A 17,257-nucleotide genomic window follows, 5' to 3' on the forward strand; every position below is an offset into this window, starting at 1 on the left:
AAGTCTATGCGCTGGGGCCGGTGTTGCGCAATGGTGCCCCCTGCATCAGAGCGGGGCCGGAGCCCTTTCGTTGCCGAAGGGGATCCGACCCCGCCTGGTTTCTGCTTAGAAGCTGCCGCTGAAGTTGGCGAACAGCGTCGCGTCCTGGGCACGCTTCTGCCCGGCCGAAGCGCTCAGGCCGAAGTTGCTCTGCAGGCCGAACAGCTCGGTACGGGCACCCAGCACCACGGTGGCGTAGTTCTTGTCGAAGTTCAGGCCCGGCACTCGATAGCTGCCCAGTTCCGGCAGGGTCTGCAGCCAGGCACTGGCCTGCTTGGTGTCTTCGAACTCGTGGTCGTAGGTCAACTGCGCGTACGGCTTGACGGTGCCGCCATCGAAGCGGGCCTGCCAGCCGATGCGACCGACGGTCGAATCGACATTCTGGCGGTCATAGCCCAGTGCGGTGGCCAGGGTGCCGGCCGCAGCGCTTTCGGTGTAACCGTCGATCTTCACCTTCTGCCAGATCACCGAAGCAATCGGGCCGTGGCGGAAGCCGCCTTCGGTGCCGAACTCGTAACCGGCGTTCAGGGCAGCAGTCAGGTTGCTGCCGTCCGGCGAACCACCGTGCTCGCGGGTGGCCGGCCCCAGCTGGACCTTGCGGTTCACGTCATAGGACAACCAGGTGTAGCTGACCTGGCCGTTCACCCAGATGCGGTCGCCATACCAGCCGGCGAACAGACCGGCGGTGGTGTCCTTCTGGGTGAAGTCGCCACGGCTGTTGCCGAAGTCGGCATTGAGGCGGCCGAAGCCGGCGAAGCCGCCGAACACCATGCCGTCGCGCGCCCAGTCGATACCGAACAGGCCGGCCGGGGCCAGGCCGTCGTACAGGTCGGCATGGTCATAGCGCTGCATGTCACCACGCACGCCGCCCCACCAGGACAGGCCGTCGGCCGGGCGACCACCCAGGTGCATGCTGACCTGGTCGGCACGCGAACGGCCGATGGTCTGTGCCGAGTGGCTCAGCACCTGCTGCAGACGCGGGCCTTCCAGCACCGAGACCGCGTACTGGCCCAGCAGCTGATGGCCGGCGGTGGTCGGATGCACGCCGTCGGCGAACAGGTAGGTGTTGGCCGCATCCGGGCTGACGTAGCTGGTCGGGTTGCAGCCGATGATGCTCGCAGTGGAATTGTTCGGATCGATCTTGCAGGCCGTGCTGGTGACGTTGGTGAAGCCATACATGGCCGGATTGGCGGTCACCTCGCGCAGGATGCTGAAGGTGTCGAGCGGAATGAACTCGATGCCCGCCTGCTTCAGGCCACCGTACAGGGCCTTGTTGTAGCCGGCCGACAGCGCGGTGGCGGCAGCGGCGTTGGGGCCGCGGAACTGCGGAGTGATGCCCACGTCCGGCAGATTCGGCACCAGCACATACTGCGCCCCGGCCTGCTTCAGTGCGCCCACCAGGGCGATCTGGTCGGTGACTGCTGCCCCGATGATGCCCTGCACCTGGGCCTGCGATGCACCGCCGGCCGCTGCGCGCGTGGCCGCGAACAGGTCATTGGCACCGCCCCAGACGGTGTACAGGGCATTGGCGTCAGCCTTGCCGCCATTTGCGGCAAGGTAACGGGCGGCCTGCGACTTCAGCGACGGAATGGCTCCCAGGCCACCCGCTTCGTCGACCGATACACGGGCGCCGCCAACGGCGTAGTTGTCGCCATTCTGGCCATTACCGTTGGGCGTGCCATCGAGGCCGTAGTAATTGGCCAACTGTTGCGACCACACCAGCCCCGGGTTGGTGGTGAACTGGCCGGTGACCGGCCGCACGCCCGGATCCAGCAGCGGGCGGAAATAGCCGGCATCGGTGAGGCTGTCACCGAAGAACACGGCTCTGGAATACGGGGATTCGCCTGCCATGGCCGGTACCGCGGCCAGCGCGATCGCGGCCGCCATCAGGGAGCGGATCGGGCGTTTGCTGAGCAGCATGTAAAGAACTCCTGTGGGGATATCGTTGAGGACCCGGCGGACGTACGCCGGCGCACGGTGAATGGTTTCACCGCGCCGCCTTTTGCTCACGCTGCGCCGCCGCATGAATTGTCGCCCGGGCACGGGAAAACCCGCTGTGCCGGAGCTGGCGCCCGGTTCAATTTGCAAACGTTCCGATCCCGGCGGGCTATCAGCGACAATGCGCGGATGAACATCCAGCTCAACGGTGAACCCCGTACCCTGCCCGCTTCGGCGACCCTCCACGACCTGCTCGACGCCGAGCAGCTGCTGCAGCGCCGGGTGGCGGTGGAGGTCAACGGCGAGATCGTCAGCCGTAGCCGCCATGGCGAGCATGTCCTGTCCGAAGGCGACATTGTGGAGATCGTGCACGCGCTGGGCGGCGGCTGAGACCTGCCTTAGTAGTGCCGGCCGCTGGCCGGCAATCCGACGCTGTGAGGCACCCTGCATCTGCCGGCCAGCGGCCGGCACTACCCTCACCCTCCTGCGGACAGCACCACCTTGCGTGACCCCATCTTCAGGCGGATAAGCGATAATCGCGCCATGAACGTTCATGTCTCCCCCGATTCGCTGGTGATCGCCGGCAAGACCTATGGCTCGCGGCTGCTCACTGGCACCGGCAAGTTCAAGGACCTGGAAGAAACCCGCCTGGCCACCGAGGCTGCTGGCGCCCAGATCGTCACCGTGGCCATCCGCCGCACCAACATCGGGCAGAACCCGGGCGAGCCGAACCTGCTCGACGTGCTGCCACCGGACCGCTACACCATCCTGCCCAACACCGCCGGCTGCTACACCGCCGAAGACGCGGTACGTACGTGCCGGCTGGCCCGTGAGCTGCTGGACGGCCACAACCTGACCAAGCTGGAAGTGCTGGGCGACCAGAAGTCGCTGTACCCGGACGTGGTGCAGACCCTCAAGGCCGCCGAACAGCTGGTCAAGGACGGCTTCGAAGTGATGGTCTACACCTCCGACGACCCGATCCTGGCCAAGCGCCTGGAAGAGATCGGCTGCGCTGCGGTGATGCCGCTGGCCGCGCCGATCGGCTCGGGCCTGGGCATCCAGAACAAGTACAACCTGCTGCAGATCATCGAAGACGCCAAGGTGCCGATCATCGTTGACGCTGGGGTGGGCACCGCGTCGGATGCGGCAATCGCGATGGAGCTGGGCTGCGACGGCGTGCTGATGAATACCGCCATTGCCGGTGCACGCAGTCCAGTGCTGATGGCCAGCGCCATGCGCAAGGCGGTCGAGGCCGGCCGCGAGGCCTTCCTGGCCGGGCGCATCCCGCGCAAGCGCTACGCCAGCGCCTCTTCCCCGGTGGATGGGCTGATCGGCTGATGACCAATCCTTTCGACAGCGCCGGTTCCAAGGCCCCGCCCAAGCCCTTCACCGTGAGCGAGGGCCGCCGCGAGGTGCGCAGCTTCGTGTTGCGCCAGGGCCGCTTCACTCCCGCCCAGCAGCGCGCGTTCGACGAACGCTGGCCGCGCTTCGGCATCGACTACAACGGCCAGCCGCGTGACCTGGACGCCACCTTCGGCCGCCCGGCGCACAAGGTGCTGGAAATCGGCTTCGGCAATGGTGCCGCGCTGCGCTTCGCCGCCCAGCACGATCCGTCGCGCGACTACGTCGGCATCGAAGTGCACGCGCCCGGCGTGGGCCGGCTGCTGAACGCGCTGGCCGACGACAACGCCGACCACGTGCGCCTGTACCACCACGATGCGGTGGAAGTGCTGCAGAACGAGATCGCCGATGGTGCGCTGGATGAAGTGCGCATCTACTTCCCGGACCCGTGGCACAAGAAGCGCCACAACAAGCGCCGCCTGCTGCAGCCTGCATTTGCCGAGCTGCTGGTGCGCAAGCTGCGCCCGGGTGGCCGCCTGCACTGCGCCACCGACTGGGAAGACTACGCCGAGCAGATGTGGGACGTGCTTGATGCCACCGCCGGGCTGGTCAACCGCGCCGGCCCGCGTGGCAGCGTGCCGCGCCCGGACTGGCGCCCGCAGACGCACTTCGAGACCCGCGGCCAGAAGCTCGGCCACGGCGTCTGGGACCTGTTGTACGACCGCACCTGACGATCGCCTGAGGACACTGCGCCCCACATGGATACCGCGCTGACGCTGACCAACGACATGAAGCTCGTGCTCGGGCTGGTCGGCTTCACGATGGCAATGTTCCTGTTCGAGCGCATCCGCGCCGACGTGGTCGCGCTGGTGGTGCTGGTGGTGCTCGGTGTCACCGGACTGATCGCGCCGGAGGAGATCTTCGGCGGTTTCTCCGGTAACGCGGTGATGAGCATCATCGCCACCACCATCCTCGGTGCGGGCCTGGACCGCACCGGGGCGCTGAACCGCCTGGCAGCCTGGCTGCTGCGGCGCGGCCACGGTGTCGAGCAGCGTCTGCTGATGATGACCACCACCATCGCCGGCCTGAACTCGTCCTTCATGCAGAACCCGTCGGTGATGGCGCTGTACCTACCGGTCGCCTCGCGACTGGCGGCGCGCACCGGGCTGACGATGCAGCGCCTGCTGCTGCCGATCTCGGCGGCGATCGTGATGGGCGGCGCGCTGACCATGGTCGGCAATTCGCCGCTGATCCTGCTGAACGATCTGCTGGCCTCGGCCAACAACAACCTGCCCTCGGGCCTGGCCACCATCGAGCCGCTGCGCATGTTCGCGCCGCTGCCGATCGGCGTGGCCCTGCTGATCGCCTCGCTGCTGTACTTCCGCTACTACGGCGACCGCAAGCTGGTGGAAGAGGAAAGCCTGGTCAACGACGGGGTCACCCCGGCGCGCACCGAGAGCTATTTCGCCAAGACCTATGGCATCGAAGGCGATGTGTTCGAGCTGGTGGTGACCGCCGAAAGTCCGCTGGTGGGCATGACCCTGGGCGAGGCCGAGACCCTGCACGATGCCCCGCTGCTGCTGGCCCTGAAAACCGGCAATGACACCCGCCTGGCGCCGCCGGCGGAGATGCGCATCTGGGTCGGCAGCGTGCTCGGCGCGATGGGCCCGCGCGAGCAGATCAACGACTTCGCGCAGAACCAGTTCCTGCGCATGTCATCGCGCCTGAAGCACCTGGGTGACCTGTTCAACCCGAGCCGTGCCGGTATTTCCGAGGCGGTGGTGCCGCCGACCTCGAACGTGATCGGCAAGAGCGCGGCCGACCTGCGCCTGCGCAAGGAACGCGGCATCAGCCTGCTGGCGATCAACCGCGACAAGCAGGTGATCCGCGAGGACGTGCGCGATGTGCAGCTGCGCGCTGGCGACATGCTGGTCTTCCACAGCATCTGGACCGACCTGGCGCAGGCCGCCAAGAGCCGTGACTTCGTGGTGGTGACTGACTACCCGACCGGCGAACAACGCCCGCACAAGTTCAAGATCGCCATGGCGATCTTCGCGCTGACCATCCTGATCGCGCTGACCAGCAAGCTGCCGGTGGCGCTGACGCTGATGACCGGCGTGGCTGGCATGCTGCTGACCGGCGTGCTGCGCATGGACGAGGCCTACGCCTCGATCAACTGGAAGACGGTGTTCATGATGGCCGGGCTGATTCCGCTCGGCTGGGCGATGGATTCCAGTGGCGCGGCGGCGTGGGTGGCCGGCCACACCATCGACAAGCTGCCCACCGGCATCCCGGTATGGGTACTGGAAGTGGCACTGGCGCTGCTGACCACGGCGTTCTCGCTGGTGATCAGCCACGTGGGCGCGACCATCGTGATGGTGCCCATTGCGGTGAACCTCGCGTTGGCGGCGGGCGGCAATCCGACGGCGTTCGCGCTGATCGTGGCGCTGTCGGCCTCCAACAACCTGATGACGGCCTCGAACCCGGTGATTTCGATGATCACCGGCCCGGCCAACTACACCCCACGCGAAATGTGGCGGGTCGGCGGACCGTTGTCGCTGATCTACACGTGCGTGGTGGTGCTGATGATCAACCTGATGTTCTGAGGGTTGGGCTTGTTGGCAGGGCTGCGATAGGTGGGTGCGGACCGTTGGTCCGCACAGGGCTTGCCTGCAACGGAGCGTGCGGACCAACGGTCCGCACCTACCTCAAGCAACATCGCCCGGCCTCAGGCCAGGTAGATCTGCCCGTCGCGCACGTCCACTGGCACCGCGCGCAGGCGGTCGCCCTTGCACGGGCCGGCGATGCAGTCGCCGCTGTCCAGCGCAAACGAGGCACCGTGGGCGGCACACACCAGGTGGCCCTCGCGGCTCTTCAGGAACTGGCCCGGGGCCCAGTCCAGGCGACGGCCGGCGTGCGGGCAGATGTTCAGGAACGCACGCACCTGCGCGCCATCGCGGTACAGCACCAGCGACTCGGCATCGCCATCAACCACCGCTTCGACCTCGGCAAACGCGCCATCGGCAATGGCATCAAGGGCGATCAGGGCAGCGGCGGCAGTCATGGCGAAGGCTCGGACAGTAAACCCGCATTGTCGCACGCCCACTCAGGTGACTGGCTGCGACATGAACACAAGTCATTGATCCGTAATAAGCACAGGCTATATTTAACGAGTTTTTCACTCAATGACAGTGGCGCGTCCCGATACTCTGGTTTCGCTGATCCCAGCCTATCGAGTCGCCATGTTCAATCGCGCATCCGCCTTCAACCAGTTCCGCACCCTGTTCGCGCCGCGCAAGCCGCGTCACCCGCTGGTGCGTGTTGCCGTGGGCCTGCTCGGCCTGGCGATCCTGGCCGCGATGGTGTTCATCGGCGTGTTTGTTGGTGCGGCGATGATCCTGGTCGGCCTGGCGTGGAAGCTGCTGGCTTCGCGCAAGCCGGGTGTCGCCCGTCCGGTCGACCCGACCGTGGTCGAGGGCGAGTACCGCGTGGTGCGCAAGCCGGTGTTGCCGGCCTCGCGCTGACCTACGCCACCGCGCCCGCTGACGGCGGGCGCCATGCGTTCTAGACTGCGGGCACGCCCTTCCTGGATGCCCGCATGTCCGATGTCTCCGATGTGATCCCTGCCGTAGCCCTGCCGCGTGTGCCGGTAGCCGGTGGCGGCAGCTTCCCCGTGCACCGCATCTACTGCGTCGGCCGCAACTTCGCCGACCACGCCCGCGAAATGGGCGCGGCGGTGCCGGCGGCCGATGACCGTGGCCGCCCGATGTTCTTCAGCAAGCCGGCCGATGCGATCGTGGTCGGCCACGACGATGCCATCCCCTATCCGCCGGCGACCGCCAACCTGCACCACGAAGTAGAGCTGGTGGTGGCGATCGGCCGCGATGCGCCCGCCGGCGAGCTGGCGGTGGCCGATGCCGACGCACTGGTCTATGGCTATGCCGTCGGCCTGGACCTGACCCGCCGCGACCTGCAGGCCGCGGCCAAGGACAAGGGCCACCCGTGGGATGCAGCCAAGGGCTTCGATGCCTCCGCGCCGATCAGCGAAATCGTCCACGCCGAGGAAGTGGGCGACCTGGCCGCGCTGAACCTGTCGCTGGAGGTCAACGGCGAAGTACGCCAGCAGGCGCTGCTCGACCAGATGATCTGGAACGTACCGGAGATCCTGCATGAACTTTCCAAGCTGTGGCAGCTGCGTGCCGGCGATCTGGTGTTCATGGGCACCCCGTCCGGGGTGGCCGCACTGAAGCCCGGCGACCGCTTCAGTGCCCGCCTGGAAAACGTGGCCGAGCGCCACGGCGTGATCGCCGGCTGACATCACCTGCGCTACCCTGCGCGCTGTCCACTTCCCCCACCGGAGAAAAACAACAATGGGAATGCTCACCGAGTTCAAGGAATTCGCGATGCGCGGCAACGTCATCGACCTCGCCGTCGGCGTGGTGATCGGCGCGGCCTTCGGCAAGATCGTGACGGCGCTGGTCGAGAAGATCATCATGCCGCCACTGGGCTACCTGATCGGCCGCGTGGACTTTTCCAGTCTGGCCTGGACCCTGTCGCCGGCTCACCTGGGTCCTGATGGCAAGGAGATTCCGGCCGTGGTGGTTGGCTACGGCGACTTCATCAATACCATCATCCAGTTCGTGATCGTGGCCTTCGCCATCTTCATCGTGGTCAAGGCGATCAACCGCCTGTCGCGCAAGCAGGAAGCCGCCCCGGCCGCACCGGCCGAGGAAGTGGTGCTGCTGCGCGAGATCCGCGACAGCCTGAAGAAATAAGTCCGCCTACCGGTAGTGCCGGCCGCTGGCCGGCAACCTCCGAACAAGCGGGGAGCCGGCCAGCGGCCGGCACTACCGCTACTGCACGAAAGCCCCGCCCCGGCGGGGCTTTCGCTTTGCCGGACGTGGCGGAAAACAGCGTTCGCGCCAGCCATTACCTCCCGCCCATGCGCACGCCTGAACGACTGTTAAGCTCCAAGGCTTAGGTCCCTTCCCGGAGTTGTCCATGCGTCGCCGCCTCCTTGCCATCGCATCCTCCCTCGCCCTGCTGGCCGGCCCGGCCTTCGCGGCGCCGCACACCACCACCCTGCCCCCGGCGTCGCTGGCGACCGCCGCGCAGCTGCGCGACCAGGCGCTGGCCGATGACACCGGCTGGAAGGTGGTCGAATCGCTGACCACCGAGATCGGCCCGCGCATCGCCGGCAGCGAAGCCGACGCCCGCGCCGTGGCCTGGGCCGAAGCCAAGTTCAAGGCCCTCGGCTTCGACAAGGTCTGGAAGGAGCCGGTGACGTTCCCGAAGTGGGAGCGCCGCAGCGAACACGCCGCGGTGACCGGCAAGAACCCGCAGCCGCTGCAGATCACCGCATTGGGCGGCAGCCCGGGCGGCACCGTGGAAGCCGAAGTGGTGCGCTTCGCCGACCTGGCCGCACTGCAGGCTGCACCGGCAGGTTCGCTGAAGGGTAAGATCGCCTTCGTCGATTACCAGATGCTGCCGTTCCGCGATGGCCGCGACTACGGCCGTGGTGGTGCGATCCGCAGCAAGGGCCCGTCCGAGGCGATCCGCAAGGGCGCGATCGGCTTCCTGATGCGCTCGGCCGGTACCGACTCGCACCGCGTGCCGCACACCGGCATCACCCGCTTCGACGACGGTCTGACCCCGGTGCCGTCGGCGGCGCTGTCGGTGCCCGATGCCGACCAGCTGGCCCGTCTGCTCGCGCGAGGCAGCACCACGGTGAAGGTGGCGCTGGACTGCGGTTGGGATGGCACTGCCACCTCGTACAACGTGATCGGCGAGATCACCGGCCGCAGCCTGCCGAAGGAAGTGGTGGTGATCGGTGGTCACCTGGATTCGTGGGACCTGGGCACCGGCGCGGTGGATGACGGCGCGGGCGTGGGCATCACCATGGCCGCCGGCCACCTGATCGGCCAGCTGAAGCAGGCGCCGAAGCGCACCATCCGCGTGATCGCCTTCGCCAACGAGGAGCAGGGTCTCTACGGCGGCAAGGCCTACGCCGAGGCACACGCCAAGGACGTGGCCCTGCACCAGCTGGCCGCCGAGAGTGACTTCGGTGCCGGCCGCATCTATGCCTTCAACACCGGTTCGCCGAACCCGGACGGCTCACGAGAAGCGACGAAGCAGATTGCCGAAGTGATGAAGCCGCTGGGCATCGAGTACCAGGCCGACAAGGGCGGCTCGGGCCCGGACGTCGGTCCGTTGGCCGCCAAGGGCGGTGCATGGGCGTGGCTGGCGCAGGACGGCTCGGATTACTTCCACCTGCACCACACCGCCGACGACACGCTGGACAAGATCGACCCGAAGGCACTGGCGCAGAACGTGGCTGCATACACCGTGTTCGCGTACCTGGCGGCAGAGGCCGATGGCAACTTCGGCAGCGAAGCGAAGGCGACCACGCCGCCGAACGAGTGATGCGGTAGCGCCGGGCCATGCCCGGCGAGCGCGGCGGGAGCGGTGCGAACCAAGGTTCGCACCAACCACGGCAGATCCTGCAGCGGGAACCGGCAGGATCAGAGCCCTCGCCCAGGCGAGGGATCCGACCCCAAGCAGAGGTTCAATCGCGTCGACTGGCCCACTGCGCGAGCAGCACGGCCGTGGCCGAGGCCACGTTCAGGCTCTCCACCGCGCCGCTGCCGGGAATCGAGACCTGCAGGTCGCATTCGCTGGCAAGGCCGCGGTCCATGCCCTCGCCTTCTGCGCCCATTACGTACACAAGACGCGACGGCAGCGACGCACGGAACACGTCGTCGCCCCCCTCAACGAGGGTCGCCGCCAGCCCGAAGCCGGCTGCACGCAGCTGCGCCATCGCCTGAGCGGTCTCCGGCAACTGCACCAGCGGCACCGACTCCGCACCACCCTCGGCCACGCGTGCGGCGGCACCGGACAGCGCCAGTGTGCTGCCAGCCGGCAGCAGCAGCGCCTTGACGCCGAAGTGCGCGGCCGAGCGCAGGATCGCACCGAAGTTGTGCGGATTGCCGACACCGTCCAACCACAGCGCCAACGCCGGGCCTTCGTCCAGTTCCTCCAGCCACTGCGCCAGCGGCACGACCGGCGCGCGCAGCACGTCGGCCACCAAGCCTTCGTGGTGCGTGGTCGCGGCCAGCTTGTTGAGGTCGCCCTCTTCCACCACGCGATAGCCCACGCGGTTGGCCACGCACCACTTCAGCACCGGCTGCATGCGCGGAATCAGCGCGTCCACCAGGTACAGCTTGCGCAGCGCCTGCGGGCGCTTGGCGAACAGGGCCTGCACGGCGTTCCAGCCATACAGGCGCAGTTCGTCATTGCCGCGTCCCGGTGGCGGCGGGGTGCCGCCCTCACGCGGAGGCAGCGGGGTGGCCCGCGGCGGTCGCGACGACGGGCGGCGGGCATTCTTCCAGGGATCATTCACTACGGGACAACTCCAGCTTGCGTTGACGCCAGAAATCGGCGTTCTTGATGCCCAGGGCATCGGGGTCGAAGGTCGGATCGAGGCCGAGCTTCTTCTGTCGTTCGTAATCACGCAGGGCCAGCATGGCCGGCTTCTGGATGATGAGGATGGCAATGATGTTCAGCCAGGCCATCAGGCCCACGCCGATGTCACCCAGCGCCCAGGCCAGGGTTGCATTATGGAACGCGCCGAACACCACCATGCCGATGATGCCCAGGCGCAGTACCAGCACGGTCAGCGGGCGCTTCCTGTTGTGGTTCACATAGCTGAGATTGGTCTCGGCCATGTAGTAGTACGCCATGATGGTGGTGAAGGCGAAGAAGAAGATCGCAATCGATACGAACGCCGAACCCCAGCCCGGCAGCACCGCTTCCACGCCGGCCTGCGCGTAGCCCGCACCTTCCGGAATGCCGGCCAGGCCCTGGAAGATCGGCTCGGCGCCGGCCACCGGCGAGTACACGTTGTAGGTGCCGCTGGCCAGGATCAGGAACGCGGTGGCGGTGCACACCATCATGGTGTCGAAGTAGATGGCGAAGGCCTGCACATAGCCCTGCTTGGCCGGGTGCGAGACTTCCGAGGCGGCTGCAGCGTGCGGGCCCGAACCCTGGCCAGCCTCATTGGCATAGATGCCACGCTTGATGCCCCACTCCACCGCCAGGCCCATCATCGCGCCGAACGCGGCGTGGGTGCCGAAGGCACTCTTGAAGATGATGCCGAACATTTCCGGCACGCGATCGTAGTTGATGATCATGATGACGATGGCGGTCAGGATGAAGGCCGCTGCCATGAACGGCACCACCACCTCGGCGAAGTTGGCGATGCGCTTGACGCCGCCGAAGATCACCACGCCCAGCAGCAGCGCCACCACGATGCCGATACCCAGCTTCAGTGCCTGCACCGATTCCATGCCCAGCATCTGGCCATCCAGCGGGCCACACAGCGCAGTGCCGCGGCAGGCGTTGATGATGCTGTCGGCGATGGCATTGGCCTGCACGCCCGGCATCAGGAAGCCGGCCGCAATGATCGTGGCGATGGCGAAGACCAACGCGTACCACTTCAGGCCCATGGCCTTTTCGATGTAGTACGCGGGGCCACCGCGGTAGCGGCCTTCGGCGTCCTTGGTCTTGTAGATCTGCGCCAGCGTACATTCCACGTACGACGTGGACGCGCCGAGGAAGCCCATCACCCACATCCAGAAGATGGCACCGGGGCCGCCGAAGGCGATGGCGGTGGCCACGCCGGCGATGTTGCCGATGCCCATGCGGCCGGCCATCGACATGGCCAGGGCCTGGAACGAGGACACACCGGCGTCGGATTTCTCACCCTTGACGGTGAGGCGGCACATCTCGAGAAAGCCGCGGATCTGCATGAAACGCGTGCGCAGGCTGAAGAACAGGCCGGCGGCCAGGCACATGAAGATCAGCGCCTTGCTCCAGATGATGCTGTTGATGAAATGTACGGTAGCTTCCACGCGCGCTCTCTCCAGTCGGCGGGTTGTAAGGACGTCCCGTCGGCTGGAGGGGACCGGTCGATTCTCCCTGATCGAAGGCCGCTGCGGTAGCGCTGTTTTGTAGAGCCGAGCCCATGCTCGGCTTGGCGGGGACGGCAGCCGAGCATGGGCTCGGCTCTACAGCCGCCTGCGCGCGTGTTCAGGGCAGTTGCGTGCGCACCCGGGCAAAGCGGCGCAGGTCATGCAGCACCCCGCGCTTGTAGACCGCGCAGCGGTCCACGCCCTCTTCCTGGAAGCCGTTCTTTTCCAGCACCCGGGCCGAACCAAGGTTGAAGTCGACTACCCCGGCCTGCAGCCTGAACAGGCGCAGCTCGTCCATCACCCACGGTGCGAACAGTCCGACCACGCGGGTCATCAGGCCCTGGCCCCAGTGCGCCTGGCCCAGCCAGTAGCCCAGTTCCGCCATGTGCCCGCGCTCGGCATGGCCCTGCTGGGCCCCGACGCTGCCGCAGGCCTGGCCGTCGATCTCGATGGCCAGGTTCAGGGTGCCCGGGGCCAGCACGCGGCCAGCCAGGAAGGCCTCGCCATCCTCGCGCGTGTACGGGTACGGGAAGCGGTCACGCAGGCCGCGCGACACTTCGGCGTCGTTGGCGTGGCGCAGCAGGGATTCCAGATCATCCGGGCGCCAGGGGCGCAGGCAGAAGCCCTCGCCCTGCAGGTGTGGGGTCAGAGCCCTTTCCCTTTGGGAAAGGGATCCGACCCCGCTGGCGGTCAGGTCAGGCATGGCCACCCACCGAAGGCGATTTCGCTTCCTGCTTCTCCAGTTCACGCTTCACCGCTTCCGGCGAGCGGGTGTACGGGGCCAGCCGCGCGTAGAACGCCGGCACCACGAACAGCGACAGGAAGGTGGAGAGGGTCACGCCGAAGATGATCACGATGCCGATGGTGCCACGGCTGGCCGAACCGGGGCCACCGGCCACCACCAGCGGGATCGCGCCAACCACGGTGGCGATCGAGGTCATCAGGATCGGGCGCAGGCGCACCATCGCCGATTCGATGATCGCCTCGCGCACGGTTCTTCCGTCGTCACGCAGCTGGTTGGCGAATTCGACGATGAGGATGCCGTTCTTCGCGGCCAGGCCGACCAGCATGACGATGCCGATCTGGCTGAACAGGTTCACCGTGCCGCCGCTCACCCACAGACCGACCAGCGCACCGAGCACGCCCAGCGGCACGGTCAGCATGATGGTGAGCGGGTGGACGAAGCTCTCGAACTGCGCGGCCAGCACCAGGTACACCACCAGCAGCGCCATCGCGAAGGTCAGCAGCACCGCGCCACCAGCGCTCTGGTATTCGCGCGATTCGCCCTTCCAGTTCACCTGCGCGTACTGCGGCAGCTCTTCGCGTGTGACCTGCTGCGCCCAGGCGATGGCCTCACCCAGCGGATAGCCCGGCGCCAGGCCGGCGTTGATGGTGATCGAGCGCAGGCGGTTGAAGCGGTTCAGGGTGCCGGCCTCGGCCACTTCGCTCAGCGTGACCAGGTTGGACAGCGGCACCAGTTCGCCGGAAGTCGCGCGCACGCGGATCGCGGCCAGGTCGGCCGGGCTGGCACGTCCATCGCGGCCGGCCTGCACCAGTACGTCGTACTCCTCACCGTTGTCGACGAAGGTGGTGACACGGCGCGAGCCCATCATGGTTTCCAGCGCCGAACCGATCGCGGTGACCGGCACGCCGAGGTCGGCCGCGCGCTGGCGGTCGATGTTCACCCGCATCTGCGGCCGGGTTTCCTTGTAGTCCGAGTCCGGGCCGACCAGGCCGGGATTGTCGGCCATGCGCAGCAGGATGCGGTCGCGCCACTGCGCGATCTCGGCATATTCCGGGCCACCCAGTACGATCTGGAACGGCTGGCCGCCGCTGCGCACCAGGCCACCGCCCACCTGCGTGCGTACGCGCACGCCACGGATGGTATCCAGCTCCTTCTGCAGTTCGTTGGCCACTTCCGGCGTGCCCTCGCTGCGCTGGCGCCACGGCTGCAGGAAGATGCTGACGCGGCCGGTGTGCATTTCCTCGCTGGCGCCCCAGCCACCCGGCACGCGCGGGTTGGCGCGCACGATGGGTTTGTCCGGGCCGACATGCGGTGCCAGCATTGCTTCCACCTGCTGCACCTGCTGCACGGTGTAGTCGTAGCCGGCGCCTTCCGGGCCGTCGATCATGATCTGGAACGAACCGCGGTCTTCGGCCGGCGCCAGTTCCGACGGCAGCAGTTTGAGCAGGCCCCAGCTGGCGGCCAGTGCGGCCACCATCACCAGCAGGTAGATCCAGGTGCGGTCGACGTGGTGGTCGAGCACGCGGCCATAGGCGCCCGCCAGACGCTCCAGATTGCGGTTGACGAAGCCATGCAGGCCACGCGGCGCGTGCCCGGTGTGCGGCTTGAGCAGCTTGGAGGCCATCATCGGCGTCAGCGTCAGTGCCACGAACGCGGACAACGCCACGGCGGCGGCCAGCGCCACTGCCAGTTCGCGGAACAGGCGCCCGGTGTTGCCCTCCAGGAAGCCGACCGGCAGGAACACCGCCACCAGCACGGCGGTGGTGGCGATCACTGCGAATGCGACCTGCGCAGTGCCGCGCTTGGACGCCACCAGCGGTGGCTCGCCCAGATCGATGCGGCGCTGCACGTTCTCCACCACTACGATCGCGTCGTCCACCACCAGGCCGATGCACAGCACCAGTGCCAGCAGGGTCAGCAGGTTGATCGAGAAGTCGAACGCATACAGCGCGATGAACGCCGCGACCAGGCAGACCGGCACCGTCACTGCGGGAATCAATGCGGCGCGGAAGCTGCCGAGGAACAGCCAGATCACCGCCAGCACCAGGATCATCGCTTCCACCAGCGTGGCGTAGACACGGTCCACTGCGGCTTCGATGAAGGTGGTGTTGTCGAAGGCAACGAAAATCTGCGTGCCCTTGGGCAGGGTCAGTGCAACCCGCTCCGCCTCCGCGCGCGCGACACGGGCCACGTCCAGCGAGTTGGCGGTGGAGGTCTTGACGATGCCCAGGCCGATGCCCGGCTCGCCATTGCTTCGGTAGTAGGCGCGGCGCTCAGCCGAGGCCAGCTCGATCTTCGCCACGTCGCCCATGCGCACCACATAGCCATCGCGGCCCTTGCCCAGCGGGATGGTCGCGAAGTCTTCGGGCTTGATGTAGTTGCGCTCCACGCGCAGGGTGAAGTCGCGGTCGGTCGACTCGATGCGCCCGGCCGGCAGTTCCACGTTCTCGTTGCGCAGCGCGGTTTCCACGTCGCCGGTGGTCAGCCCACGTGCGGCCAGCTGGTCACGGTCCAGCCAGATGCGCATTGCATAGCGCTGGCGGCCGCCGATGCGGACCTGGGCCACGCCGTCGAGGCTGGAGAAACGGTCGACCACGTAGCGGTCGGCGTAGTCGCTCAGTTCCAGCGTGTCCATGGTCGAGGAGACCATGTTGAACCAGATGATCGGGTCGGCATCGCTTTCGACCTTGGCGATTTCCGGCGGACGCGCTTCCTCCGGCATGCGGTCGGCGACGCGGCTGACCGCATCGCGCACGTCATTGGCCGCCGCTTCGATATCACGGTTGGAGGTGAATTCGATGCTGACCTGCGAGCGGCCGTTGGTGCTGCGCGCGTTGATCGTGTCGATGCCTTCAATACCGGCCAGCGCGTCTTCCAGCACCTGGGTAATGCGGCTTTCGATGACCGCGGCCGAGGCGCCGGTGTAGTCCACCGACACCGAGACGATTGGCGGATCGATGGCCGGCAGTTCGCGCAGGGTCAGGCGGGTGAAGGACATCACGCCCAGCACCAGCAGCAACAGGCTCATCACCACGGCGAACACCGGCCGCTGGATGGAGATGTCGGACAGCTTCATCCGCCGTGGCCCTCGGCCACGACCGGCGCAGCGGCTTCAGGGGGCTTTGCACCACTGGCCGGTGCCGCGTCCTTGGCGGCAACCTTCAAGCCCGGGCGCAGCTTGCCCGTACCGTCCACCACGATGCGCTGGCCCGCTTCCAGGCCCTGCTTGATCTCGACCACGCCGGCACGGCGTGCGCCGGTGATCACGTCCACGCGCTCGACGCTGTCGTCGGCGGTGATGCGGTACACGAAGGTATCGCGACCGACCTGCACCACGGCAATTTCCGGAATCACCAGCGCCGGGCGCTCGGGGTGGAACAGGCGCACGTCCAGCAGCATGCCCGGGCGCAGGGCATGGTCACCGTTGGCGAAGTCGGCGCGCACGGTCACCGCACGGGTGGCCGGATCGATGCGTGCATCGATGGTGCTGACCACGCCTTCGAAGGTACGGCCCGGCCACGCCACGCTGGTGGCACTGACCTTGTCACCGACGCCCAGCGCGGCCAGTTCCACTTCCGGCACCTGGAAATCGATGTGCATGTGTTCGATGTCATCGAGCGTGGCAATCACCGTGGTCGGCGTCAGCAACGTGCCCGGGCTGACCTGGCGGATGCCGAGCACACCGGCGAACGGCGCACGCACGCGGCGGTCACCGATGTCCGACTGCATCTGCGCCACGCGCGCCTCGGCGGCATCGCGGATCGACTTCTGCGTATCCAGCGTGGCGCTGGACACCAGCCGCTGCGTGGCCAGCTCACGCTGGCGCCTGTACAGCTGGTCGGCCTCGTGGAAGGTGGCCTGCGCCTGCACCAGCGCTGCCTCCTGGGCCTGCCCACGCAGGGTCACGATCGGCGCACCGGCAGCAACGTGCTGGCCGCTTTCGAAGTGCACCTTCTCGACGATCTCGCTGACCTTGGCGGTGACGCTGATGGATTCGCGCGCCTTGGCCGTGCCCAGTGCCTGCAGGGTGTCGTTCCACTGCCTGGACTGCACGACCTGCGCGGTGACCGGCACCGCTTCTCCCTGCCGACGTGCGGCGGCCTCCTGTTTGCCTGCGCACCCGGCCAGCACGGCCAGGCTGAGGCCAAGGGCCAGGGTCGAAGCGATACGAGCCAACATGAACGGTCCAGATTGATCCACGGCCGCCGAGTGTAGGCAAGGGCCC

At 67.2% G+C, this 17,257-nt stretch carries 15 protein-coding genes; 8 read left to right on the forward strand and 7 right to left on the reverse strand.

Annotated features, from left to right (window positions below; all coding sequences use genetic code 11):
* Positions 1-105: 105 nt before the first annotated feature.
* A complete protein-coding gene (locus tag ACJ7C5_RS15610) occupies positions 106-1,959 on the reverse strand; it encodes an autotransporter outer membrane beta-barrel domain-containing protein (protein WP_412704401.1) in 1,854 nt (617 codons plus the stop codon).
* Between the two features lie 207 nt (positions 1,960-2,166).
* On the opposite strand from ACJ7C5_RS15610, the gene thiS reads away from it, so the two are divergent.
* The 4 genes from thiS (at position 2,167) to ACJ7C5_RS15630 (ending at position 5,924) form a co-directional block, all read left to right on the forward strand.
* Complete coding sequence (gene thiS, locus ACJ7C5_RS15615; protein ID WP_088026936.1) at positions 2,167-2,367, forward strand: sulfur carrier protein ThiS; 201 nt, start codon at positions 2,167-2,169, stop codon at positions 2,365-2,367.
* Positions 2,368-2,520: 153 nt separating this feature from the next.
* Entirely contained in the window at positions 2,521-3,315 is a 795-nt protein-coding gene (locus ACJ7C5_RS15620) for a thiazole synthase (RefSeq protein WP_053450634.1), read from the forward strand.
* Positions 3,315-4,049 (forward strand): tRNA (guanosine(46)-N7)-methyltransferase TrmB, encoded by a 735-nt coding sequence (gene trmB, locus ACJ7C5_RS15625; protein ID WP_412704402.1) that lies wholly within the window; start codon positions 3,315-3,317, stop codon positions 4,047-4,049. Before ACJ7C5_RS15620 ends, trmB begins: the two co-directional genes overlap by 1 nt.
* A gap of 27 nt (positions 4,050-4,076) precedes the next feature.
* Positions 4,077-5,924, forward strand: coding sequence for an SLC13 family permease (locus tag ACJ7C5_RS15630; protein WP_412704403.1), 1,848 nt, complete (start codon positions 4,077-4,079; stop codon positions 5,922-5,924).
* A gap of 122 nt (positions 5,925-6,046) precedes the next feature.
* Here ACJ7C5_RS15630 and ACJ7C5_RS15635 read toward each other — a convergent pair whose 3' ends face one another.
* On the reverse strand, positions 6,047-6,382 hold the full coding sequence (locus ACJ7C5_RS15635; protein ID WP_049401603.1) for a Rieske (2Fe-2S) protein: 336 nt from the start codon (positions 6,380-6,382) through the stop codon (positions 6,047-6,049).
* A gap of 178 nt (positions 6,383-6,560) precedes the next feature.
* Here ACJ7C5_RS15635 and ACJ7C5_RS15640 point away from each other — a divergent pair, with 178 nt between their 5' ends.
* From ACJ7C5_RS15640 to ACJ7C5_RS15655, 4 genes are all read left to right on the forward strand, one after another.
* Positions 6,561-6,842 (forward strand): hypothetical protein, encoded by a 282-nt coding sequence (locus ACJ7C5_RS15640; RefSeq protein ID WP_005410817.1) that lies wholly within the window; start codon positions 6,561-6,563, stop codon positions 6,840-6,842.
* A gap of 74 nt (positions 6,843-6,916) precedes the next feature.
* Positions 6,917-7,633, forward strand: coding sequence for a fumarylacetoacetate hydrolase family protein (locus ACJ7C5_RS15645; protein WP_019660190.1), 717 nt, complete (start codon positions 6,917-6,919; stop codon positions 7,631-7,633).
* 55 nt (positions 7,634-7,688) lie between these two features.
* Complete coding sequence (gene mscL / locus ACJ7C5_RS15650) at positions 7,689-8,093, forward strand: large-conductance mechanosensitive channel protein MscL (RefSeq protein ID WP_014038282.1); 405 nt, start codon at positions 7,689-7,691, stop codon at positions 8,091-8,093.
* A 226-nt stretch (positions 8,094-8,319) separates the two neighbouring features.
* Positions 8,320-9,741, forward strand: coding sequence for a M28 family peptidase (locus ACJ7C5_RS15655; RefSeq protein ID WP_412704404.1), 1,422 nt, complete (start codon positions 8,320-8,322; stop codon positions 9,739-9,741).
* Between the two features lie 142 nt (positions 9,742-9,883).
* On the opposite strand, the gene ACJ7C5_RS15660 is transcribed toward ACJ7C5_RS15655, so the two are convergent.
* The 5 genes from ACJ7C5_RS15660 to ACJ7C5_RS15680 all read right to left on the reverse strand — a co-directional run bounded on the left by ACJ7C5_RS15660 (position 9,884) and on the right by ACJ7C5_RS15680 (position 17,211).
* Positions 9,884-10,717, reverse strand: coding sequence for a TrmH family RNA methyltransferase (locus ACJ7C5_RS15660; protein WP_412704405.1), 834 nt, complete (start codon positions 10,715-10,717; stop codon positions 9,884-9,886).
* Entirely contained in the window at positions 10,710-12,227 is a 1,518-nt protein-coding gene (locus tag ACJ7C5_RS15665) for an alanine/glycine:cation symporter family protein (RefSeq protein ID WP_412704406.1), read from the reverse strand. The genes ACJ7C5_RS15660 and ACJ7C5_RS15665 overlap by 8 nt, the downstream gene beginning before the upstream one ends.
* Before the next feature lie 178 nt (positions 12,228-12,405).
* The gene (locus ACJ7C5_RS15670) at positions 12,406-12,990 is read right to left on the reverse strand and encodes a GNAT family N-acetyltransferase (RefSeq protein ID WP_412704407.1); all 585 of its coding nucleotides are present in this window, start codon (positions 12,988-12,990) and stop codon (positions 12,406-12,408) included.
* The gene (locus ACJ7C5_RS15675; RefSeq protein WP_412704408.1) at positions 12,983-16,108 is read right to left on the reverse strand and encodes an efflux RND transporter permease subunit; all 3,126 of its coding nucleotides are present in this window, start codon (positions 16,106-16,108) and stop codon (positions 12,983-12,985) included. The genes ACJ7C5_RS15670 and ACJ7C5_RS15675 overlap by 8 nt, the downstream gene beginning before the upstream one ends.
* Positions 16,105-17,211, reverse strand: coding sequence for an efflux RND transporter periplasmic adaptor subunit (locus ACJ7C5_RS15680; RefSeq protein ID WP_412704409.1), 1,107 nt, complete (start codon positions 17,209-17,211; stop codon positions 16,105-16,107). The genes ACJ7C5_RS15675 and ACJ7C5_RS15680 overlap by 4 nt, the downstream gene beginning before the upstream one ends.
* Between the last annotated feature and the right edge of the window lie 46 nt (positions 17,212-17,257).

Source organism: Nocardiopsis yanglingensis (assembly GCF_045809185.1).
Classification (GTDB): domain Bacteria; phylum Pseudomonadota; class Gammaproteobacteria; order Xanthomonadales; family Xanthomonadaceae; genus Stenotrophomonas; species Stenotrophomonas yanglingensis.